26 protein-coding genes and 1 tRNA gene are annotated in these 25,821 nt (G+C 58.4%); 22 read left to right on the forward strand and 5 right to left on the reverse strand.

Translation table 11 applies throughout. From position 1 onward, the window contains the following. The 3 genes from IOD40_RS00715 to moaA all read right to left on the reverse strand — a co-directional run bounded on the left by IOD40_RS00715 (position 1) and on the right by moaA (position 3,303). A complete protein-coding gene (locus tag IOD40_RS00715; protein WP_198473294.1) occupies positions 1–1,203 on the reverse strand; it encodes a multidrug effflux MFS transporter in 1,203 nt (400 codons plus the stop codon). A 75-nt stretch (positions 1,204–1,278) separates the two neighbouring features. After that, positions 1,279–2,199 (reverse strand): DMT family transporter, encoded by a 921-nt coding sequence (locus tag IOD40_RS00720; RefSeq protein ID WP_198473296.1) that lies wholly within the window; start codon positions 2,197–2,199, stop codon positions 1,279–1,281. A 93-nt stretch (positions 2,200–2,292) separates the two neighbouring features. Beyond that, positions 2,293–3,303, reverse strand: coding sequence for a GTP 3',8-cyclase MoaA (gene moaA / locus IOD40_RS00725; protein WP_233713781.1), 1,011 nt, complete (start codon positions 3,301–3,303; stop codon positions 2,293–2,295). A gap of 169 nt (positions 3,304–3,472) precedes the next feature. Between moaA and IOD40_RS00730 the strand changes: the two genes are divergently transcribed. Next, on the forward strand, positions 3,473–3,826 hold the full coding sequence (locus IOD40_RS00730) for a gamma-butyrobetaine hydroxylase-like domain-containing protein (protein ID WP_198473298.1): 354 nt from the start codon (positions 3,473–3,475) through the stop codon (positions 3,824–3,826). A 61-nt stretch (positions 3,827–3,887) separates the two neighbouring features. Here the strand turns inward: IOD40_RS00730 and IOD40_RS00735 are convergent, their stop codons facing one another. Continuing rightward, on the reverse strand, positions 3,888–4,385 hold the full coding sequence (locus tag IOD40_RS00735; protein WP_198474197.1) for an outer membrane protein assembly factor BamE: 498 nt from the start codon (positions 4,383–4,385) through the stop codon (positions 3,888–3,890). A 111-nt stretch (positions 4,386–4,496) separates the two neighbouring features. On the opposite strand from IOD40_RS00735, the gene IOD40_RS00740 reads away from it, so the two are divergent. The 6 genes from IOD40_RS00740 to IOD40_RS00765 all read left to right on the forward strand — a co-directional run bounded on the left by IOD40_RS00740 (position 4,497) and on the right by IOD40_RS00765 (position 8,843). After that, positions 4,497–5,036, forward strand: a complete 540-nt coding sequence (locus IOD40_RS00740; protein WP_198473300.1) for a ubiquinol-cytochrome C chaperone family protein — start codon at positions 4,497–4,499, stop codon at positions 5,034–5,036. Between the two features lie 7 nt (positions 5,037–5,043). Then, positions 5,044–5,592, forward strand: a complete 549-nt coding sequence (locus IOD40_RS00745) for a YceD family protein (protein WP_198473302.1) — start codon at positions 5,044–5,046, stop codon at positions 5,590–5,592. Between the two features lie 113 nt (positions 5,593–5,705). Further along, positions 5,706–6,773: a phosphate acyltransferase PlsX gene (gene plsX, locus IOD40_RS00750; protein ID WP_198473304.1), complete on the forward strand. Its 1,068-nt coding sequence runs from the start codon at positions 5,706–5,708 to the stop codon at positions 6,771–6,773. 3 nt (positions 6,774–6,776) lie between these two features. After that, positions 6,777–7,748 carry a beta-ketoacyl-ACP synthase III gene (locus IOD40_RS00755; protein WP_198474199.1) on the forward strand — a complete coding sequence of 324 codons (972 nt, stop codon included), beginning with the start codon at positions 6,777–6,779 and terminating at the stop codon, positions 7,746–7,748. Positions 7,749–7,877: 129 nt separating this feature from the next. Then, positions 7,878–8,201: an integration host factor subunit alpha gene (locus IOD40_RS00760; RefSeq protein ID WP_198473306.1), complete on the forward strand. Its 324-nt coding sequence runs from the start codon at positions 7,878–7,880 to the stop codon at positions 8,199–8,201. Between the two features lie 93 nt (positions 8,202–8,294). After that, positions 8,295–8,843, forward strand: a complete 549-nt coding sequence (locus tag IOD40_RS00765; RefSeq protein WP_198473308.1) for a MerR family transcriptional regulator — start codon at positions 8,295–8,297, stop codon at positions 8,841–8,843. 18 nt (positions 8,844–8,861) lie between these two features. Here IOD40_RS00765 and IOD40_RS00770 read toward each other — a convergent pair whose 3' ends face one another. Further along, positions 8,862–9,449 carry a hypothetical protein gene (locus IOD40_RS00770; RefSeq protein WP_198473310.1) on the reverse strand — a complete coding sequence of 196 codons (588 nt, stop codon included), beginning with the start codon at positions 9,447–9,449 and terminating at the stop codon, positions 8,862–8,864. Between the two features lie 448 nt (positions 9,450–9,897). On the opposite strand from IOD40_RS00770, the gene IOD40_RS00775 reads away from it, so the two are divergent. The 15 genes from IOD40_RS00775 (at position 9,898) to IOD40_RS00845 (ending at position 25,821) form a co-directional block, all read left to right on the forward strand. After that, positions 9,898–9,971: transfer RNA gene (locus tag IOD40_RS00775), tRNA-Pro, on the forward strand. Positions 9,972–10,138: 167 nt separating this feature from the next. Further along, complete coding sequence (locus tag IOD40_RS00780; RefSeq protein WP_198473312.1) at positions 10,139–11,314, forward strand: MHYT domain-containing protein; 1,176 nt, start codon at positions 10,139–10,141, stop codon at positions 11,312–11,314. Positions 11,315–11,497: 183 nt separating this feature from the next. Then, positions 11,498–12,361: an FAD binding domain-containing protein gene (locus tag IOD40_RS00785; RefSeq protein WP_198473314.1), complete on the forward strand. Its 864-nt coding sequence runs from the start codon at positions 11,498–11,500 to the stop codon at positions 12,359–12,361. An 11-nt stretch (positions 12,362–12,372) separates the two neighbouring features. Further along, positions 12,373–12,885, forward strand: coding sequence for a (2Fe-2S)-binding protein (locus IOD40_RS00790; RefSeq protein WP_198473316.1), 513 nt, complete (start codon positions 12,373–12,375; stop codon positions 12,883–12,885). Further along, entirely contained in the window at positions 12,882–15,302 is a 2,421-nt protein-coding gene (locus IOD40_RS00795; RefSeq protein ID WP_198473318.1) for an aerobic carbon-monoxide dehydrogenase large subunit, read from the forward strand. The genes IOD40_RS00790 and IOD40_RS00795 overlap by 4 nt, the downstream gene beginning before the upstream one ends. A gap of 5 nt (positions 15,303–15,307) precedes the next feature. Next, on the forward strand, positions 15,308–16,183 hold the full coding sequence (locus IOD40_RS00800) for an AAA family ATPase (RefSeq protein ID WP_198473319.1): 876 nt from the start codon (positions 15,308–15,310) through the stop codon (positions 16,181–16,183). Continuing rightward, entirely contained in the window at positions 16,180–17,391 is a 1,212-nt protein-coding gene (locus IOD40_RS00805) for a vWA domain-containing protein (RefSeq protein ID WP_198473321.1), read from the forward strand. The genes IOD40_RS00800 and IOD40_RS00805 overlap by 4 nt, the downstream gene beginning before the upstream one ends. 11 nt (positions 17,392–17,402) lie before the next feature. Continuing rightward, positions 17,403–18,227, forward strand: a complete 825-nt coding sequence (locus IOD40_RS00810; protein ID WP_198473323.1) for an XdhC family protein — start codon at positions 17,403–17,405, stop codon at positions 18,225–18,227. A 20-nt stretch (positions 18,228–18,247) separates the two neighbouring features. Further along, the gene (locus IOD40_RS00815) at positions 18,248–18,721 is read left to right on the forward strand and encodes an SRPBCC family protein (protein WP_210336754.1); all 474 of its coding nucleotides are present in this window, start codon (positions 18,248–18,250) and stop codon (positions 18,719–18,721) included. 475 nt (positions 18,722–19,196) lie between these two features. Next, positions 19,197–19,823, forward strand: a complete 627-nt coding sequence (locus IOD40_RS00820) for a sugar transferase (protein WP_325099634.1) — start codon at positions 19,197–19,199, stop codon at positions 19,821–19,823. A 334-nt stretch (positions 19,824–20,157) separates the two neighbouring features. After that, positions 20,158–21,501, forward strand: coding sequence for a UDP-glucose dehydrogenase family protein (locus IOD40_RS00825; RefSeq protein ID WP_198473327.1), 1,344 nt, complete (start codon positions 20,158–20,160; stop codon positions 21,499–21,501). Further along, entirely contained in the window at positions 21,498–22,508 is a 1,011-nt protein-coding gene (locus IOD40_RS00830) for an NAD-dependent epimerase/dehydratase family protein (protein WP_198473330.1), read from the forward strand. The genes IOD40_RS00825 and IOD40_RS00830 overlap by 4 nt, the downstream gene beginning before the upstream one ends. 46 nt (positions 22,509–22,554) lie before the next feature. Further along, positions 22,555–23,613, forward strand: coding sequence for a GDP-mannose 4,6-dehydratase (gene gmd, locus IOD40_RS00835; RefSeq protein WP_198473331.1), 1,059 nt, complete (start codon positions 22,555–22,557; stop codon positions 23,611–23,613). Between the two features lies 1 nt (position 23,614). Then, a complete protein-coding gene (locus IOD40_RS00840) occupies positions 23,615–24,559 on the forward strand; it encodes a GDP-L-fucose synthase family protein (RefSeq protein ID WP_198473334.1) in 945 nt (314 codons plus the stop codon). Then, on the forward strand, positions 24,556–25,821 hold the full coding sequence (locus IOD40_RS00845; RefSeq protein ID WP_198473336.1) for a WcaI family glycosyltransferase: 1,266 nt from the start codon (positions 24,556–24,558) through the stop codon (positions 25,819–25,821). Before IOD40_RS00840 ends, IOD40_RS00845 begins: the two co-directional genes overlap by 4 nt.

Below are 25,821 nucleotides of genomic sequence, written 5' to 3' on the forward strand. Positions count from 1 at the left end.
TCAGTCAATTTCCGGTCGTTTGGGCAGGCTCTTGACGTACAGCGAACAGATGACGGACGCAAAGGATGAAAGCACCATCAGCCACAGGAGCGGGAAGGGTCCTGTCTCGCGTGAGATGATGACGCCTGCGAGAACCGAAAGCGCTGCACCGCCGGCAATTTGCAGTGCACCACCCAAGCCAGAGGCACTGCCTGCAAGGTGCGGGCGCACGCTGACGATGCCTGCATTGGTGCTGGGAAGCGCAAGTCCATTACCGATGCCGACGAAGCCCGCCGGTAGGAACAGCGCCAGCGGGTGATCAATGCCGACCGAGAAAAGCACCAGCGAGACAAGCATCGCAACCACCGCAATAACGTTGCCGCTGACGATCATTACGTCAACACCGAGCTGCATCGTGTATCGGCCCGACAGGAAATTACCGATGATGTAGCCCATCGACATGATGCCGAAATAGAAGCCATAGGCTGCGGGGCCAAGGCCCAGAATTTCAGTTGCTACAAACGGTCCGCCACCCAGGAACGCAAAGAATGTGCCGGTGGTGAAGGCAGCCGTGGCTGAATAGCCCCAAAAACGCCTCGACGTCAGAAGCTCCGGGTAACTACGGAACTGTGCTGCCATGCTCGAGGAGGTAACGCGGTTGGTTTCACCCAGATCGAGCCAGACCAGCGCAACGCCCAATATCCCGAAGATCAGCATGGCGAAGAACGAGGCTTGCCAGCCGTAGACGGCGTCAAGCATGCCACCGATAACAGGAGAGATTGTCGGCACGAACGCCATGCCCATCGTGATGTAGGCGATCTTGCTGGCCGCCTCATTGGTTGGGACGGTATCGCGCACCATGGCGCGCGCCAGAACCATGCCTCCAGCCGCAAAGGATTGCAGCACGCGTGCTGCAAGCAGGATCTCGATCGTCGGGGCCAGCAGCGCGATGATTGTCCCGATCACGAACGTAACGAGCGAGAACAACATGACTGGACGCCGGCCGAACCGATCGGATGCCGGCCCGATGAATAGCTGAATGACCGCCTGGGCGAAAAGATAAAGCGTTACGGTGAGTTGCATCACCGAATAATCAGCCTGAAAATCCCTCGCCATTCCCGGCAGAGAAGGGAGGAACATATTAATTGCCAAGGGCCCGATAGAAGCTGCGAGGGTGAGCGTCACAATGTGGGGCGGAGTGGCACGGTTAGGAAAAGCGCGCATAACATTCCGATTCGAAATTAGATTAACAGGTTAGGCATTTGCCGCGCATTTCCAAGGCGGCAGTGGTCCCACCTGTCAAAGACCGTCAGGAGCCATGCTCGGGCCGGTGCTTTTGGTCACGACTTTCGGCTTGCCGGCCTTACGCTCCCGGTAGAGCGTATAGATACCCGAAGCGACAACGATAGCAGAGCCGGTTAGGGTGAGGGCATCGGGAACGTCCCCGAAAACCAGATAGCCGAGGGCTATCGCCCAGAGGAGCCCTGTATATCGGAAAGAGGCGACAAATGAGAGGTCGCCCTCGCGCATCGACATGATCAGGAAGTGGTAGCCGAACAGGAGGATGACTGCGGCAGTCAGAATCAGGCCCAGATGATAGGAGCCCAGCGGCTGCCATCCGCCCTGAGGAACGATGATCAGGGCACCGGCGACCGTGACGATCGCCGCCGTCAGAGTCGAGACGAGCATGGACGGGACTTCGCGGGGTATCCTGTTGGTTGCAAGATCGCGAAGTGCGCAGAATGCAACCGATATTAAGGTCAGGATGGAGTAGCCGGTAAAGCCCTCCATGCCAGGGCGTACGACGATCAACACCCCAATGAAGCCGGCTGCAATTGCCATCCAGCGCCGCCAGCCGACTTGCTCCGCCAGGAAAAGCGCCGCTCCCATCGTGACGGCCAATGGCAGTGCCTGCAGAATCGCGTGGACGTTTGCCAAGGGCATTTGCGACAACGCAGCCATGAAGGTAAGGGTGGCACCTACCTCCCCGACACATCGCCACAAGACGCTGATGTGCAACAGCTTTCTGGAATGTGCGAACAGTCCTTTGCGCCAGACGATCACCGCTATGATGGCCGTCGCGGCGCACCCTCGCACGAACAGGAGCTGGCCGAAGCTGATGTGCCCAATAACCGCTTTCGAGATCGCGTCGCTGATCGTGAAGCCAGCCATAGCAACAATCATGAAGATCGCGCTGCGCATGTTTGAGGAGAGGGGCAATTCAGGCTCCGGAATGGCAAGTTACGAAAGCAGTATTCCGCAACCGTAAATTCCGCAACGTACAACATGGCCCAAACGCTGGGCCATAAAATCTCAGCCGCCCGTTACACTCATATGGCGAGCAACTGCTGGTTTGCGTGTGCGCCGATCTATCACGAAGTCATGTCCCTTGGGCTTGCGGCTGATCGCTTCATCAATGGCGCGAGACACGGCTTCATCACCTTCGGACGCACGGAGCGCTGAGCGCAGGTCGGCCGCGTCGTCCTGACCAAGGCACATGTAAAGGGTGCCAGTGCAGGTAAGCCGCACGCGGTTGCAGCTCTCGCAGAAATTATGGGTCATCGGCGTGATGAAGCCCAGCCGACCGCCAGTCTCCGCCACCTCAACATAGCGTGCCGGGCCGCCGGTCTTGTAAGGGATGTCGCTCAGCGTGAATTGCTGCTCCAGATCAGCCCGCAGCTTTGATAGCGGAAGATACTGGTCAGTTCGATCCAAATCGATCTCGCCCATCGGCATGGTTTCAATCACCGTGAGATCCATGCCGCGGCCATGCGCCCAGCGCAGCATGTCCGGGAGCTCGTGATCGTTGAAGCCCTTGAGCGCAACGGCGTTGATCTTGATCTTCAGGCCAGCTGCCTGTGCCGCATCGATCCCGCTCATCACCTTCGAGAAATCGCCCCAGCGTGTAATCTCGCGGAATTTCTGCGGATCGAGCGTGTCGAGCGAGACGTTGATGCGGCGAACACCGAACTGGAACAGATCGTTCGCGAACCGCGATAGTTGCGAGCCGTTGGTCGTTAGCGTCAGCTCCTCAAGCGCGCCACTTTCCAAATGACGGGAAAGATCGCGGATGAGGTGCATGACGTTCCGACGTACCAGAGGCTCGCCTCCGGTCAGGCGCAGCTTGCGGACGCCCTTCGAGATGAAAACAGAGCAAAGGCGCTCGAGCTCTTCGAGAGTCAGCAGATCTTTCTTCGGCAGAAAAGACATATCTTCCGCCATGCAATAGGTGCAGCGGAAGTCACATCTGTCGGTGACCGAGACGCGCAGGTAGGAAATTGCTCGCCCGAAGGGGTCTATCATGTCGCCGCTAGGAAATGCCATTGATCAAAGGTCCTCCGCCCGCCTGCACCATTGAGGCGCCAGCGTGTCTTTGGTTGAATGTCGGATAATACGTGAGCTAATTCAAGAGACGCCGCCGCGGCGATCTGGCAAGACGAATTACCCTGGAGTATCGTCCGGCCGAACTTACTCCAATATGTCGAGGTAATTTATGAGTGCTCCCAGCGAGCTGAGGGTGTCTAAGGACCGGCGCCTGCTCACGGTGACATTCCCCGGCCATCAGCCGTTCGAATTTTCTGCTGAAATGCTGCGCGTTTTGTCACCATCGGCAGAAGTGCAGGGGCACTCGCCGGATCAACGGGTTACCGTTCCGGGCAAAATCGATGTCACGATTACGAAGATGGAGCCAGTCGGCAACTACGCGGTCCGGATCACGTTCAGTGACTTCCACGACACCGGCATCTTTACCTGGGACTATTTCCACGAGCTCGGCCACGAGCAAGACGCAAGATGGCAGAGCTATCTGGATGAACTCGCGGCCAAGGGACTATCAAGAGAAAAGTAGCGAACGGACAAAAGAAAAGGCGCGTCCGAAACGCGCCTTTCGGTATCCAATGAAGGTGACGTCAGTTTCCGGTCGGCAGTTGCGGAGTGCCTGCGACACCCGTGATGAGCTGGCCGATAAAACTCTGATCCTTGCCGCCCGTCGGGGTCGTGCGGGAAATGAAGTCGAAGACCTTGCCGTCTTGCATCCCGTAATGGGCTACATTCTCAACCCGGCCATCCTGGCCAAGGTAGATCGCCAGGACCTGCTGGTCTGTGACGCGCGGGTTCATAAAGGCGACCGGACGACGGCGCGTCTGAGAAATGTAGTACAAGACCTCATTGTCGAACGTGGCAGTTGTCGACGGCGAGCCAAGTGCAAGCAGAACCTGTTCGCGGCTCGAGCCCACCGGCACCATATCGATGGTATCCTGATCGATGACATAGCCATGAGTCAGGGTCTCGCTGGGCGTCAATTGGAGACTGTTCGTGGCGTTGCAGCCCGCGAGAAGGAGGGCGAGCCCAGCAGCCGCAAATACGCCACCCGCTTTGATGTTACGCGATCCCACCAGATACTCCATCAAGTTCGTGTTCCCAGTACGGCTTGCACCGAACGGCAAAAGCGGTAAACCAGCTTTCAAAGCGATGCAACCGCGCTGCTTAGAGAAACCGCGTTCCAGAAGCCATTCGCCATGTTCAAGTTCCTGCGGCTGTTTCGCCGCAACTCCAATCGCGAAGTCACGGATTCGCTCTACGAGGCGATCGTGGCATCTGCGCGGCAGCCGGTCTTCTATTCGCAGTGGGACGTTCCGGATACGCCGATCGGGCGGTACGAGATGCTGTCGATCCACATGTTTTTGTTCTTGCAGAGGGCAAGCTCAGGATCTGATGCGCTTGTCCATCTTTCCCAGGATCTGACCGACGAATTTTTCAAGGATGTCGATCATTCGCTGCGAGAGCTTGGGATTGGCGATGCTGGTGTTCCGAAGCGAATGAAAAAGTTGGCCAAGATGTTCTATGGCCGTGCCGATTCCTATGCGCGTGCGCTGGCAGCCGAGGATAAAGAGGCGCTGGAGGCCGCGCTGTCACGCAACATTATGCCCCAACGAGATACGCCATGGCCACAAGTTGGACATTTGGCTTCCTATATAGAGCGAGCCACGAAATCGCTTGCCTCCCAAGAGGACAGTGAATTCCTCTCCGGTCGCATCAATTTCCCCGTCGCGGAGTAATCACGGGATGTATGAAGACAAAGTCAGCCCGATCAGCAGCAGGGTCCAGGTATCACGGCTGCCAAAAAATGGGTTGGAAATCATCGTCGAAGCCGATGCCGAGCAGCGTGAAGCGTTGGCAGATGAGCATGATCTGCGTTCAGTCGAGACCTTTAAGGCGGTGCTGAACGTCACCGCATGGCGCAAGGGCGGAGTAAAGGTCGCGGGGCGGGTCAAAGCGGTCATCGTGCAGGACTGTGTCGTCACCCTCGAGCCAGTCGAGCAGGTGGTAGATGAGGAAGTCTCCGGACTCTTCCTGCCGGAAGGATCCAAGCTGGCGGTTCCCACCCGCTCGATCGAGGGGGAGATCCTGCTCGACGCCGAGGGAGAGGACAGTCCTGAGCTGTTCAGCGGGGACTTTGTCGACGTCGGTCAACTTGCGGAAGAGTTCTTCGCCATGGGGATCGATCCTTATCCACGCCGACCCGATGCGCAGGTTGGCGTTACGGAAGAGGAAGATGAGGAGTCGAAAGGTCCGCTCTACGAGCAGCTCAAGGCATTGCAGAAGAAGTCCTAATTTCATCTGTTTGCTGTTGAATCCGGTTGTGCAGCAACCCAAAAACGCTATTTTCGCCGAAACTTCGCCACCCTCCCCACGGTCTGGGGACCAGATACGAGACGAACCAGCACTTGATACGCATCGCCATTGACGCCATGGGCGGAGACCACGGGCCGGAGGTAGTTATTCCCGGCCTCGACAAGGTGGCTGAGCGCCGCCCTGATGTCCGCTTTCTGATTTTTGGCCGCCACGAGACGGTGATGCCGGTGCTCGCGCGCTATCCACGCGTTGAGCAAGCGTCCGAATTCTTCCACTGCGAGATCGCGGTCCGAATGGACGACAAGCCAAGCCAGGCGTTGCGCCAGGGTCGCTACAAATCGTCCATGTGGAGAGCGATTGAGGCGGTGAAGGACGGCAGCGCCGACGTTTGCGTTTCGGCCGGCAACACCGGCGCGCTTATGGCGATGTCGAAGTTTTGTCTTCGCACGATGGTTTCGATTGAGCGCCCTGCGATCGCTGCAATTTGGCCCACTGTGCGGGGGGAGAGTGTCGTCCTCGACGTCGGAGCAACGATCGGCGCGGATGCAGATCAGTTGATCGACTTCGCCATTCTCGGCTCGGCCATGGCCCGCTCCATCTTCGGGATCGAACGTCCCTCAGTCGGTTTGCTGAATGTAGGCGTTGAGGAGATTAAGGGCCAGGAGGAGGTCAAGGAGGCGGGACGCCTGCTGCGTGAAGCCAATCCGAAGTCGATGGACTATCACGGTTTTGTCGAGGGCGACGATATTGGCAAGGGTACCGTCGATGTTGTGGTGACCGAGGGTTTCGCCGGCAATATCGCACTCAAGACTGCGGAAGGCACTGCCAAGCAGATCGGGCAATATCTGCGCTCAGCCATGACGCGCACCTTGATGTCCAAGATCGGGGCGATATTTGCGCGGGATGCATTCCGGCGTCTGAAAGAGAAGATGGATGTGCGACGCGCAAATGGCGGCGTGTTCCTTGGTTTGAACGGCATTGTGGTCAAGAGCCACGGCGGCGCTGATGACGAAGGTTTTGCTGCAGCCGTGGACCTTGCTTACGACATGGGCCGTAGCAAGCTGATCGACGCCATCCGTCGCGATCTGGAAACATTCCATGGCAGTGCCGGAAAACGTGATGTAGCTGGCGCGAAAGATGCCGGCAGTGAGGATTTGTAAGTGATGCTAAGATCAGTCGTGCGGGGGGTGGGCACTGCCCTGCCACGCCGCATTATGAAGAATGCCGAATTCGAGACCATGATGGAGACGTCCGATGCCTGGATTGTCCAGCGCACCGGCATCAAGCAGCGGCACATCGCGGCGGAAGACGAAACGACAGCTTCACTTGGTGAGGCAGCTGCACGCGCTGCGCTCGACAATGCCGGCCTGACCCCTGACGATATTGATCTCATCGTCCTCGCAACTTCCACCCCGAACAACACGTTCCCGGCCACTTCGGTTGACATTCAGAACCGTCTTGGCATGCGTCATGGCTTTGCGTTTGACATGCAGGCTGTGTGCTCGGGTTTCGTTTACGCCGTCACGACGGCTGACGCACTTTTGCGCGCTGGCGGAAATCGTCGCGCTCTGGTGATCGGCTCGGAGACCTTCTCGCGCATCCTTGACTGGGAAGATCGCACGACGTGCGTCCTCTTTGGCGATGGTGCGGGTGCAATCGTTCTCGAGGTCGAAGAGGGCGCGGGGGAGATGTCCGACCGTGGCATTCTCGCGACCAGCCTGCGCGCCGACGGCAGCCACAAGGAAAAGCTCTTTGTCGATGGCGGTCCGTCGACGACTGGGACCGTCGGACATTTGAGGATGGAAGGGCGCGAAGTCTTCAAGCATGCCGTTGGAATGATCACGGATGTCATTGAAGACGTTTTCGCGAAGGGCGGCATTACTGCCGACGACCTGGACTGGTTTGTCCCGCATCAGGCCAACCGCCGGATCATTGAGGCGTCTGCGAAAAAGCTTGGAATTGATCTTGAGAAGGTAGTTATCACCGTCGACCAGCACGGTAACACCTCGGCAGCCTCTGTTCCGTTGGCACTTGGGGCGGCGGTTGCGGATGGCCGGATCAAAAAGGGCGATCTTGTGCTGCTTGAAGCCATGGGGGGCGGTTTCACCTGGGGCGCAGTGCTTCTTCGCTGGTAAAAAAAAGATCGCCCCGCGCCGCATACCACTAAACTTGTGGGCGCGGGGTGCTTGACCTTGGCGGGTACATTCCTTAACGTCCCGAAATATTGAGCCTTTTTCAACACTTTGAAATGGTTGGACGACCCGATGGGGGGAACTACAGTCACACGAGCTGACCTTGCCGAGGCCGTGTACCGTAAGGTTGGCCTATCTCGGACGGAATCCGCTCAGCTCGTCGAGATGGTTCTCGATGAAATCTGTGAGGCGATTGTCCGTGGAGAGACGGTGAAATTGTCGTCGTTCGCAACCTTTCAGGTGCGTGACAAGAATGAGCGGGTAGGTCGCAACCCGAAGACTGGCGAGGAGGTTCCTATTCTTCCGCGCCGTGTCATGACCTTCAAGGCTTCGAACGTGTTGAAGCAGCGTATCCTTGAAGCTCATCAGGAAGCTAACGGAAAGGGGCGCGACTAGCGCCCTTCGTTTTGTGCGCAGTCCTCAGGTTGAATGACCTCGGCCAAGTATCTGTGATACCATACGATTCGTTCAATCGGAGCGCTTGATGATATGGACAAGAGCCCGGACGCTTTCCGCACGATCAGCGAAGTTGCCGAACAGCTAGATCTACCCCAGCATGTCCTGCGTTTCTGGGAAACGCGGTTCACGCAGATTAAGCCCATGAAGAGGGGCGGTGGACGCCGCTACTATCGGCCACAGGATGTGGAGCTCATCAAGGGCATCCGCCACATGCTCTATGATCAGGGTTATACGATCAAAGGCGTTCAGAAACTTCTGCGCGAAAACGGCGTGCAGTTCCTCGTTGCGGTCGGAAATGGCGATGTCGCTGCCATTGACCTGATCGCACAACGGCGACGCGCTGAGGCTGCTGCCGATGATGAGTTGAACCAGGAGGCGAGTAACCGCCTCGATAATGAAATGTTGGTGGGTCAGCCTCGGGTAAAACCCGGAAGGCGTTTCTTCGGTCTGGGTAAATCAGATGAAGATGGGCCTGTCAGCGCTGATGATGGTCGGCTGTCGAGGGATAATCGTGCGCTGCTGCAGGAAGCGCTATTTGATTTGCTTGAGTGCAAGCGACTGCTGGATCAGGTGCGGTAGGGTGTCGTTTCGCCCGCGTTAGGCGCGGCTGAGTATCTGGTGGATCAGGCGCGGCGGCGGTGTCGCGTAACTGGTCGGAATTTGCTTGTATTCGACCACCCAGTCCGAAAACCAGGTGATGCAATCGGCCAGCTCGTAGATCTCGCGAGCTGCATGCTCGATCTCGCTCACGGTGTACCTGGGCGTGCGCGCGGGGAGTTTCCTTTCGTCTCGAGGCGTCGGCGAAACCGAATCATCGCCGGACGAGGCATAGGCCGATAACCGAATTTGCGGTTGTGAGTTGCCTAGCGCCAGTTGGCGGCGATATTCTGCCAGCTCGAGCTGTACTGAATAGCTTTCATAGACGCGCGCTGACAGTTGATGCCATACCTGTCGAGCCCCTTCTTCTTCGACGCAGAGCTCAAACATTGCGGAAGTTACCTTAAGCTTCTGCTTGAACAAGACGATGTTGTCCCAAACAGCGCCGGCTGCGCCGGGATCTCGCGCATCCATGCACCGCGATAAGAAGTCGGTGAGGGAGTTTTCGAGGCGACACCAGTGATGAAGTGCACGCGCGATAGACGCCAGCATGTACTCGGTTTCAGATTCGTCGATCGCTCTCGCCACGCAATCAGTCCCCGTCACGTCGATGTCTCTGTGTATGGTTTATATACTAGCGGTTTCCTTGAAAGGAAACAGACATATTATTTTCGAAAAATAAAGATGTTGGTAAAAATTAGTGCAATTGGTGGATGGAAGGTAAGATACTTATATTTAGCCGGATATATATTGGGTTTTTGTGTGTACGGTATCGTGCGTACAAATAGCCGGGGATTCTGAGCTGTTGAGTAGATATTATATCGATCTTGCCAAGAAGCGGCGCCAGGCGGCTAAGCGGGCGCAAGTGGTCGAGTTTCCACTGAGTTCGGAAAAATTGGACTTGCTTCACGGGGCGGCAATCTGTAGGGCTTCCATCGTTCGGAACGCAGCGTGAGCGCTGGCTTACGGCATAGCCAAGGCACAGCCGTTCAGTTTCCGAGTTGTCATGAGCAATCATGACGCTGCATTTTCCCGTCGGGCAGTAGCGCAGCCCGGTAGCGCACTTGACTGGGGGTCAAGGGGTCGTCGGTTCGAATCCGGCCTGCCCGACGGGAAAATGCCAATCCTGCCTTCCGTTCCTTTCCAGTGCTAGAAGCGTCGACATGTTGCGGGTCTCGAAGCGCGTTGGTTCTTGACGTTGAATTCGGGACTGGCGGATGTAAAGGTGAGCCCGGGAGGAGCCGTAGCGTCGGGAGAATGCTACGGCGTTGAGCGGGATGTTCTCAGGACATGATCCGTATCTGGTCGCGCTTTCTATCGTTATCGCGATCATGGGCGGCTACACGGGTTTCGGCTTGGCGACACGCGTGCGCGGCACGCCGGGCGCTAGTCGCCGGATTCTGCTTGCGGGCGCCGCCTTTTTCCTCGCGGTCGGAATCTGGACCATGCATTTTGTTGGCATGCTGGCTGCGCCGCTGCCGCCGGATGCCTCCTATCTCATCCTTCCAACGATCATTTCGTTTCTGCTGTGCGCGCTCGTAGTTGGCGTATCGCTGTTTTTCGTCTCGGTAGGAGAACCGTCAACCTTTCGCGTGGCGGCGTCTGCTCTCTTGATGGGGGCGGGGATCGTGTCGATGCATTATGTAGGCATCCACGGCCTTGCCGGAAATTTTCACATCGAACACGAACGGGCACTGATGCTTGCGGCTGTGCTGATTGCAGTGGGCACGGCATATGGCGGATTGCGTGTCTTTCTGACAAGGCAGGTGGGCCGCCAGCTCGCCCTGAGCGCGATAGTCTTCGGGATAGCTGTTTCTGGCATGCATTACACCGGTATGATGGGAATGCGGTTTGTACCCGGAGCAGGGGCGCATCACATGACTGCGGCCGACGGACTGGTCGCGTCACCGCAGGTTTTGACGCTGGTTGTCGCCTTCCTGTGTTTTATCATCGCCGCGGGATTTCTGCTTTTTCTTGTCCCGGAGCCACGGCCACGATCAATCACAACAAGCGGTAACGCAGGGGATCTGGGTGAACTTGCGGCGTCAACGGACGATTCGGTTGGGGAGGGGATCTCGTCCCGCGAGGCGATCCAAGCGCGGTCAGCCGGGGTGACCAAAGTTCCGGTCGAAGCTGCGGAGGGCACGCTCCTGCTCGATGCAAGCGAGGTACGCAGCATTCGGGCGGACGCGCATTACACCCGAGTCCACGACGGCACTCGCGAACGCATGTCGCCTTGGGCAATTTCCTATGCCGAGGCACAACTTGACCCAGAGATTTTCATGCGGGTTCACCGCAGTCACATCATCGCCATCCCCCATGTGACGTTGATCCGTCGTGAGGGCGACGGTGCGGTCGTTGAGCTTAAGGGATCGGTGGCCCACCTTGTTCCGGTGAGCCGCTCCAAGGTTGCTGAAGTACGCGCGCGCCTGGGATTGCGGCGTAACGCGTGAGTGAATTGCGTCAGAATGACTGACGCAATTCGTGCTCCGCTGGCCGCATTTCGTGCGAAACCCTGATCTTAGTGAAGGGCGGTCATCCCTTGGCCTTGCCTCCTTTTGGTGCTGGGAACAGCCTCTCTCAAAGCCTGCATGACCGGTCGGCCATAACGTCGGCATGTGGGTGGAGGAGGAAACATGATCCCAGGACCATTTACCTATCATCGCCCCGGCAGCGTTGCCGATGCGCTGAAACTACTGGCTGAACTTGGCGACGAGGCGCGGCCATTGGCTGGCGGACACAGTCTCATCCCGATGATGAAACTGCGGCTCGCATCACCAGAACACCTGATTGATCTCCACGGCATCACCGCTCTGAAGGGCGTCGTTCGTGAGGGCGATCGTGTCGTCGTTCGCGCGATGACCACGCAGCATGAATTGCTGGGGTCAGATGTAATTGCATCGATCCTGCCGATCCTGAAAGAGACGTCGCTGCTGATCGCCGATCCGCAGATCCGCTATTGCGGCACGCTCGGCGGCAATGTCGCTAACGGCGATCCCGGAAACGACATGCCAGCGTTGATGCAGCTGTTAAACGCGGATTTTCTTATTGAAGGACCGGATGGCCAGCGCACAGTCGCGGCGCGCGACTTCTATCAGGGTGCCTACTTTACCGCGCTTGAACCCGGCGAGATTCTCACGGCGATTTCGATCCCGGGACCAGCTTCAGGTCACGGCTACGCCTACGAAAAGCTCAAGCGGAAGGTTGGCGACTATGCCACGGCTGCTGCTGGCGTCGTGATGACCATGGAGGGAGGCATTGTGACGTCGTGCTCCATCGGGCTGACAAACCTCGCGGACACGCCGCTCTGGGCTCAGGAGGCTGGAGAGGCTGTCGTTGGTACGTCGCTTGATGATGCAGCGCTCAAGCGCGCGGCTGATGCGGCGATCGCCATCATGTCGCCAGCCGCCGATGGTCGCGGACCCGTTGAATATCGCAAGCATGTTGGCGGCATCATGGTGCAACGGGCGCTGAAGCGCGCCGCAGCCCGCGCTGCCTGAGGAGGAACCAGATGGCAACCCAGGCAAAAAAGACCCAGGTCAGCATGAAAGTGAACGGCGTAGAGGTCGAAGGCCTCGTCGAGCCGCGCACGCTGCTTGTCCATTTTATCCGCGAGAACCTGCAGCTCACTGGCACGCATATCGGCTGTGAAACGACGCATTGTGGTGCATGCACCGTCGATCTCGATGGCCGCTCCGTAAAGAGCTGCACGGTTTTCGCCGTACAGGCGGATGGTTCAGAGATCATCACAATCGAGGGCATTGCCAACGCCGACGGAACCCTGTCGGCACTGCAGGAAGGTTTCCGCATGATGCATGGCCTTCAGTGCGGATTCTGTACGCCGGGAATGATTACGCGTGCGCATCGCCTGCTGCAGGAGAATCCGAACCCGAGTGAAGAAGAAATCCGCTTCGGTATCGCCGGCAATCTTTGCCGTTGCACCGGCTATCAGAACATCGTCAAGGCGATCCAGTACGCGGCCGCCAAGATTAACGGAACAGAATACCAGGAGGCGGCGGAATGAACGACATGACCCCGACGCGCGAACAGCGCGAAGCCAGACTGGAAGGCATGGGTTGCAAGAGGAAGCGCGTTGAGGACGTGCGCTTCACGCAGGGCAAGGGCCAGTATGTTGATGATGTGAAGCTGCCGGGCATGCTGCATGGCGACTTCGTACGCTCGCCCCATCCGCATGCGCGTATCGTTTCGATCAACACCGAGAAGGCGCTGCAGGTGCCGGGTGTACTCGCCGTTCTCACGGCCGAGACGTTGAAAACTGTGAACCTTGCCTGGATGCCGACGCTTGCCGGTGACGTGCAGATGGTGCTCGCCGACGGCAAGGTGCTTTTCCAGAACCAAGAAGTTGCGTTTGTTGTCGCGACAGACCGCTATGCGGCCGACGACGGCATTAACGCCGTCGAGGTGGAGTATGAGCCGCTTCCAGCGCTGGTTGACCCGTTCACATCAATGAACGATGACGCGCCGGTGCTGCGAGAGGATCTCGCTGGAAAGACTGAAGGTGCACACGGTCCTCGCCGGCATCATAACCACATCTTCGAATGGACCGTCGGCGATCGCGATCTGACCGATGCGGCTTTCCGCAAGGCCGATGTGACGATCAAGGAAATGATCTCCTACCACCGGACCCATCCGTCGCCGCTCGAGACATGTCAATGTGTCTGCTCGTTTGACAAGATCCGGGGGGAACTGACGATCTACGGCACTTTCCAGGCACCGCACGTCATCCGCACGGTTGTGGCGCTGATAGCCAAGATCCCCGAGCACAAGATCCACGTCATCGCGCCGGATATCGGCGGAGGTTTTGGCAACAAGGTTGGCGCCTATCCCGGCTACATCTGCGCGGCGGTAGCGTCGATCGTCACCGGCAAGCCCGTCAAGTGGGTGGAGGATCGCATCGAGAACCTGACGGCTACCTCGTTTGCGCGCGACTACCACATGACGACCGAGATCGCCGCGACCAATGACGGCAAGGTCACCGGCCTTCGTGTGCACGTGCTTGCTGACCACGGCGCCTTTGATGCCTGCGCCGATCCTTCAAAGTGGCCAGCAGGCTTCTTTAACATTGTCACGGGCTCGTACGACTTTCCGGTCGCTCATCTGTCAGTTGATGGCGTTTACACAAACAAGGCACCGGGGGGCGTGGCTTATCGCTGCTCGTTCCGCGTGACGGAAGCTGCCTATTGCATCGAACGAGGAATGGACATCCTCGCGCAGAAGCTGGGCATGGATCCGGCCGAGCTCCGCCTGAAGAACTTCGTCAAGGCAGAGCAGTTCCCCTACAACTCGGCGCTCGGGTGGGAATACGATTCCGGCGATTATCACACTGCCATGCGCCAGATGATGGAGAAGGTCGACTATGCCGGCCTTCGCCGTGAACAGGCGGAAAAGCGCGAGGCCTTCAAGCGCGGCGAGACGCGTGAAGTTATGGGGATCGGCATCTCGTTCTTCACCGAAATCGTCGGCGCAGGTCCGTCAAAGAACTGCGACATTCTTGGCATCGCCATGTTTGACAGTTGCGAAATCCGTCTTCATCCGACGGGAGCCGGCATTGCGCGCGTTGGCAGCAAGAGCCAGGGACAGGGGCACGAGACGACCTGGGCGCAGATCATCGCAACCGAGATCGGCATCCCTTCCGACGACATCATGATCGAGGAAGGCAATACCGATACGGCACCCTATGGACTTGGCACATACGGCTCGCGCTCGACCCCCGTGGCGGGTGCTGCCATCGCCATGGCCGCGCGAAAAATTCGCGCCAAGGCGCAGATGATCGCTGCCTACAAGCTCGAGGTACACGAAGACGATCTCGAGTGGGACATTGACGGGTTCCGCGTCAAAGGGCTTCCCGAGAAATACCTTGGGATGAAGGACATTTGCTGGATCGCCTACAACTCTCCGCCGCCAGGAATGGAGCCCGGCCTTGAAGCGGTGAGCTACTACGACCCGCCGAACATGACTTACCCGTTCGGGGCCTATCTCTGCGTTATGGACATCGACGTTGATACGGGTGTCTACAAGGTCAAGCGCTTCTATGCGCTGGACGATTGCGGCACGCGTATCAACCCGATGATCATCGACGGGCAAGTCCATGGTGGCCTGACGGAGGCTTTCGCCATCGCGATGGGACAGGAGATCCACTACGACGAAAACGGCAACGTCACGACCGGCTCGTTGATGGACTTCTTCATGCCAACCGCCGTCGAAACGCCGGTTTGGGAAACCGACTTTACGGTTACCCCGTCACCACACCATCCAATCGGTGCCAAGGGTGTCGGTGAAAGCCCGAACGTTGGAGGCGTGCCGGCATTCTCCAACGCCGTCAACGACGCATTCTCGTTCCTCGGGACAACGCACATCCAGATGCCGCACGACTATTGGCGCAACTGGAAGGTGGCGAAAGAACTGGGAGTGGTCGGGTAAACTCGATGACATTCACTCCCGCCGAGATCACCTCGCGTCTTGCCGTTGGCGGCTATATTGCCGACGACGAACTGGCGACCGCAATTGCCATCATGCAGTTGCTGAAACGACCGCTGCTTCTGGAGGGCGAAGCAGGGGTCGGCAAGACCGAGGTGGCCCGGGCTCTTGCAGCCGTTCACGAAACCGACGTGATCCGTCTGCAGTGCTATGAGGGGCTGGATCAGTCTTCCGCACTCTATGAGTGGAACTACCAGCGCCAACTCCTTGCTATCGAGGCGCACAGGGGGCGTGAGCCCGACAGCGTGGAGGAGCAGGTATTTTCGGAAAAATACCTGCTCGAACGTCCTTTGCTGGCCGCAATCCGTCGCAAGCGGGCGCCAGTTCTGCTGATCGATGAAGTGGACCGAGCCGACGAAGAGTTCGAAGCTTTCCTGCTCGAACTTCTGGCTGACTGGCAGGTCTCGATCCCCGAACTTGGGACAATCACCGCAACGACCATTCCGCATGTGGTGCTGACGTCCAACGGAACGCGGGAACTGTCCGACGCGCTACGGCGTCGATGCCTATATCACTATGTCGATTATCCAGACCTCGACCGTGAAGCAGCGATCATCGTCTCTCACCTTCCGCAGGTGAGTTCAGCTCTTTCATCTCAGATTGCGCAGATGGTGCAGAAAATCCGCAAGGAGGACCTGCGTAAGGTGCCGGGGGTGGCGGAGACGCTTGATTGGGCGGCCGCGCTCGTTGGTCTTGGCGTCAGCGATCTGCATGAGCCGCCAGAGGTCGTGCATGACACGCTGATGTGTCTTCTCAAGACGCGTGAAGACAGCGCTCGCATGACGCGCGAGGTGACTAACCGTTTGCTGGGGAAGGTCGCATGAGCTGCTGCGGCACGCCCCCAAGCCCCGAGGAACTGGACGAAGTCGGCAAGCTGATTACGCAGAAGCTCTCAGGCTTTATCCGTACATTGCGCGATGCCGCTTTTACAGTCGGCCTGCGCGAGGGCGAGGACGCTGCCAGGTTGATCGCCTCTGGCTACGCGAGGAGCCCGGATCTTCTGCGGCAGGCTCTCAAGCATCTCCTCTCGTCTCGTAAGGAAGAGTGGGACCGCTTTGATGGCATATTTGGTGCCTACTGGCAGGGAAAACGCGCGCGGTCGAAGATCGTGACGGCCGGCACCTCGTCTGGCTCGGCCAACTCGCTGGTCAAACCGGCCATCGAGCGATCCGATATGTCCGCCGAAGGAGCAGTACCTGATCAGGCGAGTGGATCGCTCGATGAGGATGGCACGCATGAGCGCACCGGAGAAGGGCGCGCCGAAGGCGCGTCACGTGCTGACGTTCTTGCGTCGACGGACTTTCGCAAGCTGAACGATCCCGCGGAAATTGCGGAAGCTCACGACGTTGCTGCGCGACTGGCGCAAGCGATGCGCACGCGCTTAACACGGCGTGATCTCGCCCGCCGACGCGGCTATCGCCTTGATCTTCGGCGCACCATTCATCGCAACATCTCTCATGGGGGTGTCCCGATCAGCCTGGTGAAACGGCAGCGCAAGCATAAGCCACTGCGACTGGTGATCCTGCTCGACGTCTCCGGATCAATGAGCATGTACACCGGCACGTTCCTGCGCTTCATTCATGGCGTTCTCGACGAGTTCCGCGAGGCTGAAGCATTCCTGTTTCATACCCAACTGGCCCATGTGTCGGATGCGATGAAGGAGCGAGATCCCGCCCGCGCACTCGACCGGTTATCGCTGATGGCTCAGGGCGCCGGTGGCGGCACCAGGATTGGCGAGAGCCTGGCGACCTTCAATCGCTGGCACGCCTCCCGCGTGATCCACTCGCGCACCTGCGTGATGATCGTTTCCGACGGCTATGAGACCGGTGATGCGCAGTTGCTGGGGCGCGAGATGACGCAACTCGCCAGACGATGCAAACGCATCGTTTGGCTCAATCCGATGCTGGGATGGGACGGCTATTCGCCGGATGCTGCGGGAATCAAGGCGGCGCTTCCTCACGTAGATCTGTTTGCGCCGGCCAATACGCTGAAAAGCCTGGCGGATCTCGAACCGTACCTTGCACGGCTGTAGTGGAGGTGCAGATGACGGCTCATGTCGACGTTCTCGATCTCGTTGCCCAGCTGAGGGACGCCGAGAAGCCTTTCGTACTTGCGACTGTGGTTCGTACATTATCCGTGACGGCCGCAAAAGCGGGCGCAAAGGCGATCATCAGTCCCGACGGTCGGATAGAAGCCGGATGGATCGGCGGGGGCTGTGCGCGCGGAGCAGCGCTGAAGGCAGCCAGAGAGGCGCTGGTCGATGGCCGCTCGCGGCTGATCTCGATCCAGCCGCATGAATTGCTCGCAGAACAGGGGCTCCGTCCCGGCGATGATCGGGAAGGTGTTCGCTTTGCCAAGAACATGTGCCCGTCAAAAGGCACGATGGACATCTTTATCGAGCCGGTGCTGCCGCGACCGAGCCTTGTCATTTTCGGTTCCAGCCCGGTTGCTTTGGCACTGATCGAGCAGGCGCGACTGCTTGGGTACCATATCACCTTGGCTGCACCTGCTTCAGAAATCCCGGAGATGCCGTACGTCGACAAGTTCAATGACGGCTTCAGTGTTTCAGATGATGTCCAGCGTCGTTTCATCGTCATTTCGACGCAGGGACGGGGTGATGAAGCCGCCGTGAAGGCTGCGCTTGCCGTGCAGGCGGAGTATCGCGGCTTCGTCGGCAGTGGGCGCAAGATGGCATCGCTACGCCAGGACCTCGCTGAAGCAGGGTACGAAGATGTGCTTCTCGATACGCTCAAGGCACCTGCCGGGCTCGATCTCGGCGCGATTACACCTGAAGAAATCGCCATGTCGATCCTGGCGGAAATCACTCAACTCCGTCGCGTGGGCCAGCGTCACGCGGCACAATCATAAAAAGCAGAGAGGGCATCTTCATGGATATGAACGGCGAGGAACGCATCAACGCGCCGATCGAGGCGGTATGGCGCGCGCTCAATGATCCGCAAGTGCTGCGCGCTTGCATTCCAGGCTGCGAAAGTCTCGACAAGACATCCGACACGCAGATGACGGCGCGAGTAGTGCTCCGAATTGGGCCGATCAAGGCCGGTTTTGACGGCATGGTCGAATTGAGTGAACTCAATCCACCCAACTCTTACGTCATCTCCGGCGAGGGCAAGGGTGGAATAGCAGGCTTTGCAAAGGGACAGGCGAACGTCTCGCTCACCGAGGAAGAGCCGGAAGTAACCTTGCTTACCTACGTCGTGAGCGCTGAAGTGGGTGGCAAGATCGCCCAGCTTGGCAGCCGCCTCATCGACTCCACCGCCAGGAAGCTGGCGGCGCAGTTCTTCTCCAATTTCGGGGAGCATTTGACGAAAACGATCCAGGAGCCGCATCTCGCATCTGCCTGACTACCCGCCACATCAACGCAGAAAAAGGTCGCCGTGCTCCGCATCTGGCGGCCTTTCTGTGTCACGCTATGCTGTCTTTGCCGTACGTTGTTACGTCCAGAAATATGCAAAGATGAAACATGCTCGGCTGCCTCCTGGATGCTCAGTTTTGCCAGTAATGATGAGTCCCGTCTTGTATTTGTCGGGCGAGTTGTAGTCGGTTGCAGAAAATACTAGCGTTTAAATTAATCTATGTTAATTTAGCAGAAGATTAACGACATTTCGTATTTGCGTTTTGGGTCCGGCGGTGGAGGCATCGTTGGTGGGCGGGGGCGTCATGCGTGTTGTAGCTGCGAGTAGGGCACAGCTGTTGGGGCTTAACAGCGTTTCGGACAGCAAGTCTGCGACGCGCGCAGAGTTAACCTTCCAGTCCGGTCTCCCTTTGCGTGCAATCGCGGGTTGCCCGGTGCCACCCGAATTGGATTGGGCTTTCCGAGTGAGGCTCGGCATCAAGCGGGTATTTGACGTGGTGCTGGCGCTGCTCGCGTTGCTGGTGTTTGCGCCATTTTTGCTGGTGATCGCCGCAGCAATACGCCTCTGCGATGGAAAAGAGGTCTTGTTTCGTCAGGATCGAGAAGGGCTCGGTGGAAGACCTTTTCAGCTCCTCAAATTCAGGACCTGGCATCTCGGTGCGTGCGACCATTCGGGCATTTCTCAAGAGGCGGATAGGGACCGTAGGGTCACGTGGTTAGGCGCAGTTCTGCGACGTACCAGCATCGATGAGCTGCCGCAGCTGTTCAACGTGGTGAAGGGGGACATGTCGCTTGTCGGCCCGCGACCCCACGTCCCTAACATGCGCGCGGGTAATGGTCTGTACCATCAGCTTGTTGCGTATTACTATCTGCGCACCCGTTATCTGCGTCCGGGGATGACGGGATGGGCTCAAATTAACGGGTTTCGTGGCCCGACGCGTAACGCTGCATTGGCAAGGCGCAGAATTGATCACGATCTGGCCTACATCCAGAACTTTGCGCTTACCTTGGACCTGTGGATCCTGCTGCGCACTGCACTGGGCGGGTTTATGGTGAAGCCTTCTTCAGTGACGGCGGCCAGGCTGCCATGAACGGCGCGTTGGCAAGCACTTTGGTGATTGGTCGCCATCAGCGGCGGCCACGACCGAATGAGGGGCAGCGCTGCAGTTCGGCCAAGTGGCTAATGTGCCAGCTCGTTAACGGTGATTTCGAATTCCGCCTGACCTCTAAAAAACCTCCATATATCTACTGTAAATATCGCCTCGGTCTTCAATGCTCCGTTCGACTCCTGCCGAACTCGGACGGTCTTGAGCGGATGAAGGGCAAAAGAGATATCGTCGATGTTGGCGATGGCGATTGGCAGTGGTGAGGCGCGGTGCGGGGGGGCACCGAGGCCAGCAATATAATCCCCGGGAGAATTAGCTGATGCGCATCTCAATATTGGGATCGGGTTACGTTGGGCTGGTGAGCGGAGCCTGCTTTGCCGATTTCGGCCATTTCGTCACCTGCGTTGATCTGGATGAGAAGAAGATCGAGCGCCTCAAGCGCGGTGAAATTCCGATTTACGAACCTGGGCTGGATGCACTGGTCGCGGATAATTCAGCGGCCGGCCGGCTCACATTTTCTACGGACGTTAATGCGGCGGTGGCCGATGCGGAGGTGATATTCATCGCTGTCGGAACTCCGTCGCGCCGCGGCGACGGCCACGCCGACCTTGCCTATGTCGCAAGCGCGTCCGAGATGATCGGACGCGCGATGAAGGACTTTACGGTGGTTGTGACCAAATCCACCGTGCCCGTCGGGACAGGCGATGAAGTCGAGCGTATCATCCGAAAGGTAAACCCAGCCGCAGATTTTGCTGTGGTTTCGAATCCTGAATTTCTGCGCGAGGGCGCGGCTATTGAGGATTTCAAGCGCCCTGATCGCATCGTTGTCGGTCTCGAGGATGAGCGTGCCAGACCGGTCATGGAGAGCGTTTATCGCCCGCTCTATCTCAACCAGGGACCGCTGATGTTTACCGGTCGCCGGACGGCGGAACTGATCAAATATTCCGCCAACGCCTTTCTTGCGATGAAAATCACGTTCATCAACGAGATCGCGGATTTGTGCGAAAAAGTCGGGGGCGACGTTCAGGCAGTTGCGCGAGGGATCGGCCTTGATAACCGCATCGGCTCAAAATTCCTGCATGCCGGGCCTGGCTATGGCGGAAGCTGCTTTCCGAAGGACACGCTGGCACTACTGAAGACCGGCCAGGATTACGACGTTCCGCTTCGCCTCGTGGAAGCCACGGTGTCAGTGAATGACAACCGCAAGCGCGCGATGGGACGCAAGGTGATCGCGGCCTGCGGTGGCAGCGTGCGCGACAAGACGATCGGGTTGCTCGGTCTCACTTTCAAGCCGAACACCGATGACATGCGCGATGCGCCCTCTCTCGCGATTATCCAGACCTTGCTGGATCATGGCGCGCGGGTACGGGCCTACGATCCTGAAGGCATGGATGCCGCGCGAGCCTTGATCGAAGGGATCGAATTTGGCGCAGACGCCTATGACGTCGCAGAGGGCGCAGACTGTCTCGTCCTCGTGACCGAATGGAACCAGTTTCGCTCGCTCGATCTGTCGCGGGTAGCTTCCCTTATGAAGACCCCCCGCTTGGTCGATTTGCGCAACATCTACCGAACTGATGAAGTCGCGCGCGCCGGGATCGAATACACCAGCGTCGGTCGCCGGGCAGAGCTGTCCGAAATTGAAACTCAGGAAGCCGCTGAATGAAGTTTCTCGTTACAGGATCGGCCGGCTTTATCGGGTTTCATCTGGCCTGTCGCCTTCTTGATCAGGGGCATGAGGTGCTCGGCTATGACGGGATGACACCTTATTATGATGTCACCCTGAAGCGATCACGCAATGAGATCCTGCTTGCTAAGCCAAACTACCAGTTTGTCGAGGCCATGCTTGAAGACAAGCCTGCTCTCGATGACGCATTCGCCAGGTTTCAAGCCGATGTGGTTGTCCATCTGGCGGCGCAGGCGGGCGTTCGTTACGGGCTCGATCATCCGGAAAGCTACATTTCGGCGAATATAATTGGGACCCAAAATCTTTTGGAAGCGGTACGCTCGTGGCGACCAAGGCACCTCCTGATTGCCTCGACTTCTTCGGTTTATGGGGGAAATGAGGAAGTGCCGTTTTCAGAAGATGAGCGCACAGATTTTCCCGTTTCTCTTTACGCCGCGACCAAAAAGGCATGCGAGGCGTTGAGCCACTCCCATGCCCATCTCTGGAAGATCCCGACGACATGCTTCCGCTTCTTCACCGTCTACGGTACGTGGGGCCGCCCGGACATGGCGCTCTACAAATTCGTTGACCTCATCGAACGTGGAGAGCCGCTGGAGATTTACGGCATGGGCCAGATGCGCCGCGATGCGAGCTATGTCGGCGATCTGATCGAGGCGATCGTTCGCCTGACAGATTCCCCGCCTGAGGAGGGCATGCCGGTGAAGGTTGAGGGCGGCAAGGATTCGCTGTCTCCTGTAGCGCCTTGGCGAACCGTGAATATCGGCGGCGGCGAGCCGGTCCCATTGCTTGAATTCGTGGACACGATCGAGCGTCACCTTGGAAAGACGGCGCAGCGGATCATGCTGCCCATGCAAAAAGGGGATGTGGTCGAGACCTATGCGGACGCGGCGCTGCTTCGCGCGCTGACGGGTTTCGTCCCCACAACATCAATTGAAGAGACGGTGCGCAGCTTCGTCGATTGGTACCGGGAGTACAGGCGCACGTGAACTGACAGCATACGCATGATCGAGGAACCTACGGACGGGGGAGTTCGTGACCAAGACTGCGTTAATTACCGGAGTAACAGGGCAGGATGGCGCGTTTCTCGCGCGGCTTCTGCTCGACAAGGGGTACATCGTTCACGGGCTGCGGCGACGCGCGTCAACACCCAACACCAGTCGTGTAGACGGGATTTTGGACGAGTTTGGGAAAGACGGTCGTTTCGCCCTTCACTACGGCGATATGACCGACGCCACCAACCTCATCCGGGTCATCCAGACCTGTCAGCCTGTCGAGATTTACAACCTCGCAGCGCAAAGCCATGTCCACGTCTCGTTTGCGACCCCCGAATACACCGCGAATGCGGATGCATTGGGGACGCTGAGAATGCTGGAGGCCATCCGCATCCTGGGGTTGGAGAAGACGTGCCGCTTCTATCAGGCGTCGACGTCCGAGCTCTATGGCGATGCCGCTGAGATACCGCAGCGCGAGACGACACCATTCCGGCCGAGGTCGCCCTACGCCGCCGCGAAGCTCTACGCCTACTGGACCGTGGTGAACTACCGTGAAGCTTACGGACTGCACGCCTCAAACGGGATCCTGTTCAACCATGAAAGTCCTCTGCGTGAAGAAACCTTTGTTTCCCGCAAGATCACCCGAGCGGCTGCAGCGATCAGCCTGAGGCAGCAAGATCGCCTTCGCCTTGGCAATCTGAATGCGCAGCGCGACTGGGGTCACGCGCGCGATTATGTTCACGGCATGTGGCAGATGCTGCAGCAAGATGAGCCTGGAGACTATGTATTGGCCACTGGCGTCGCGGCGAGCGTGCGAGACTTTGCGACGCTCGCTTTTGCTGAGGCAGGAATAGATCTTGAGTGGGACGGCGAGGGTGTCGAGGAGAAGGCCTTTGACAGATCTTCCGGTGCTTGCCGGATTGATATTGATCCCGGCTACTTCCGTCCCACCGAAGTCGACATCGTCGTTGGAGATGCGAGCAAGGCTCGGCAACAACTGGGATGGTCACACCGTATCTGTCTTCAGGAACTCATCAGAGAAATGGTTCGCGAGGACATCGCCATGCTGAACCACCAACCCGTACGGTTGGAGATCTGAGATGAGTTCGGCGATCGGCAAACGAGTATGGATTGCCGGCGACCGAGGAATGTTGGGAAGTGCGCTGGTGCGTCGAATGGCTGGCGAAGGCTCGCAATTGATTAGCGCAGAGCGAGCGGAGCTGGACTTTCGCAGGCAGGCAGAGGTCGAAGCATTCCTGCAGCGTCAACGGCCTGATGTGGTTGTAGTTGCCGCTGGTACTGTCGGCGGTATCGCTGCCAACGCAGCTTATCCCGCGGATTTCCTGCAGGACAATCTTCTCATTGCCGCCAACATCATAGGCGCGGCTCATGCGGCAGACGTTCAGAGACTGCTCTATGTCTCGTCAAGCTGCTCCTATCCAAAGTGCGCTGCTCAGCCGATCGTGGAGGATGCTCTCTTATCAGGCCCCCTTGAACCGACGAACGAGGCCTATGCCACGGCCAAGATCGCGGGCGTCCAGCTGACCAGAGCGTATCACACGCAACATGGGCGCGACTATTTCGTGGCTGTGCCAACCAATCTTTACGGTCCGGGTGACCGTTTTGATCTTGAGCGAGGGCACGTGCTGGCAGCGCTGATGAGGAAAGCGCATGAGGCCAAGCGATCCGGTCACACGGAGATCGTCGTCTGGGGTAGCGGGATGCCCTTGCGCGAGTTCCTCCACGTTGATGATTGTGCGGATGCACTTATCCATCTCCTCATGCATTACCGAGGCGGCGGCGAATTCAATGTCGGCTCAGGCGAGGAAATATCGATCCTTGAGCTTGCACAGACGATCTGTGAGGTGGTCGGTTTTCGAGGCCACATCACTCACGACCGCTCCAAGCCCGACGGGACCCGGAGGAAACTTCTGGATTGCTCACGGCTGCAAGCGCTGGGGTGGGAGCCTCGCATTTCGTTCCGGGAGGGGGTGCAGCAGACCTATCGGTGGTATCTCGACCACATGGTGGAGGAACCGGCATGAGGTTCCTCATACTCGCGATCAATTATGCGCCGGAGCCGGTTGGCGCGGGTCGCTATACCGCGGATATGGCACGTTGGCTGGCCGCCAATGGGCACGATGTCACGGTGGTATGCGCCCAGCCATACTATCCTCAATGGCAAATCAGCGAAGGCTATGGCCAACGCTTCTCAAGCTCGTGGGAGGAGGGCGTCCGCGTCGTTCGCTGCCCACTCTATGTTCCGGAGAAGCCAACGGGCGCGCGTCGGCTTCTTCACTATGCAAGCTTCGCAGCGAGTGCGTTGGTGCCGACCATTCTCTCGTCCTTCCGGTACAGGCCCGATCTTGTCTTTGCGGTCGCTCCGACGTTGATGGCGGCCCCGATTGCTGGTCTCGCTGCACAACTTACTGGTGCCCGTAGCTGGCTTCACGTCCAGGACCTTGAGGTCGATGCGGCTTTCGCAACTGGCCTTCTGCGCTCCGATGGAGCAGTTTCACGCATCGCCAGAGCGTATGAGGTATTCGTACTTCGGCGCTTTGATCACGTCAGCAGCATATCGCTTCAGATGTGCGAGCGGTTGCCCGCATCTCGTCGCGGCAGTGAAGCGATTACGCTGTTCCAGAACGGTGTCGACGTCGAGGCGATAAAGCCGCTCGAGGGCCCTTCGCCCTATCGTGCCGAGTGGGGAATAAAGGCGGACCACGTCGTCCTTTACAGTGGAAGCATTGCGCGAAAGCAGGGCCTGGAGATCGTCGTTGAGGCAGCTCGCATGCTTGCTCATCGGCCGGACGTCGCCTTCGTGATCTGCGGCAACGGACCGAACCGCACGGAACTGGAAATGAGCGCATCGGGCCTTTCCAACATCTGCTTCAAAGATCTGCAGCCAGAAGCGCGTCTGCGCGAACTTCTTGGCCTTGCGACTATTCATGTGTTGCCGCAGATCGAGGGCGCGGAGGATCTCGTGCTTCCGTCCAAGCTGGGGAACATGCTCGCTTCTCAGCGCCCCATCATCGCAACCGCACGCGAGGGCTCCGGCATCGCAAATGAGCTTGCTCACACCGGGATGATCACCGAGCCGGGTGATCCCGCCGGCCTTGCACGCAGCATCGAGAGCCTGGTTGATGACCCGGTCCTGCATCAGCGTTTGGCCACGGCGGCGCGGCGCCGCGCTCTCGAATGCTGGTCACGCGAGAAGATATTCGCGCAACAGTTCAGGGAGTTTCAGAAGCTCCTGAAGCGTCCCGCGGAAGCGCAGGGCCCTGCAACGGCAGTGACGGCGGATTGA

The sequence above is a fragment of the Aquamicrobium zhengzhouense genome (assembly GCF_016124105.1).
GTDB lineage: Bacteria > Pseudomonadota > Alphaproteobacteria > Rhizobiales > Rhizobiaceae > Aerobium > Aerobium zhengzhouense.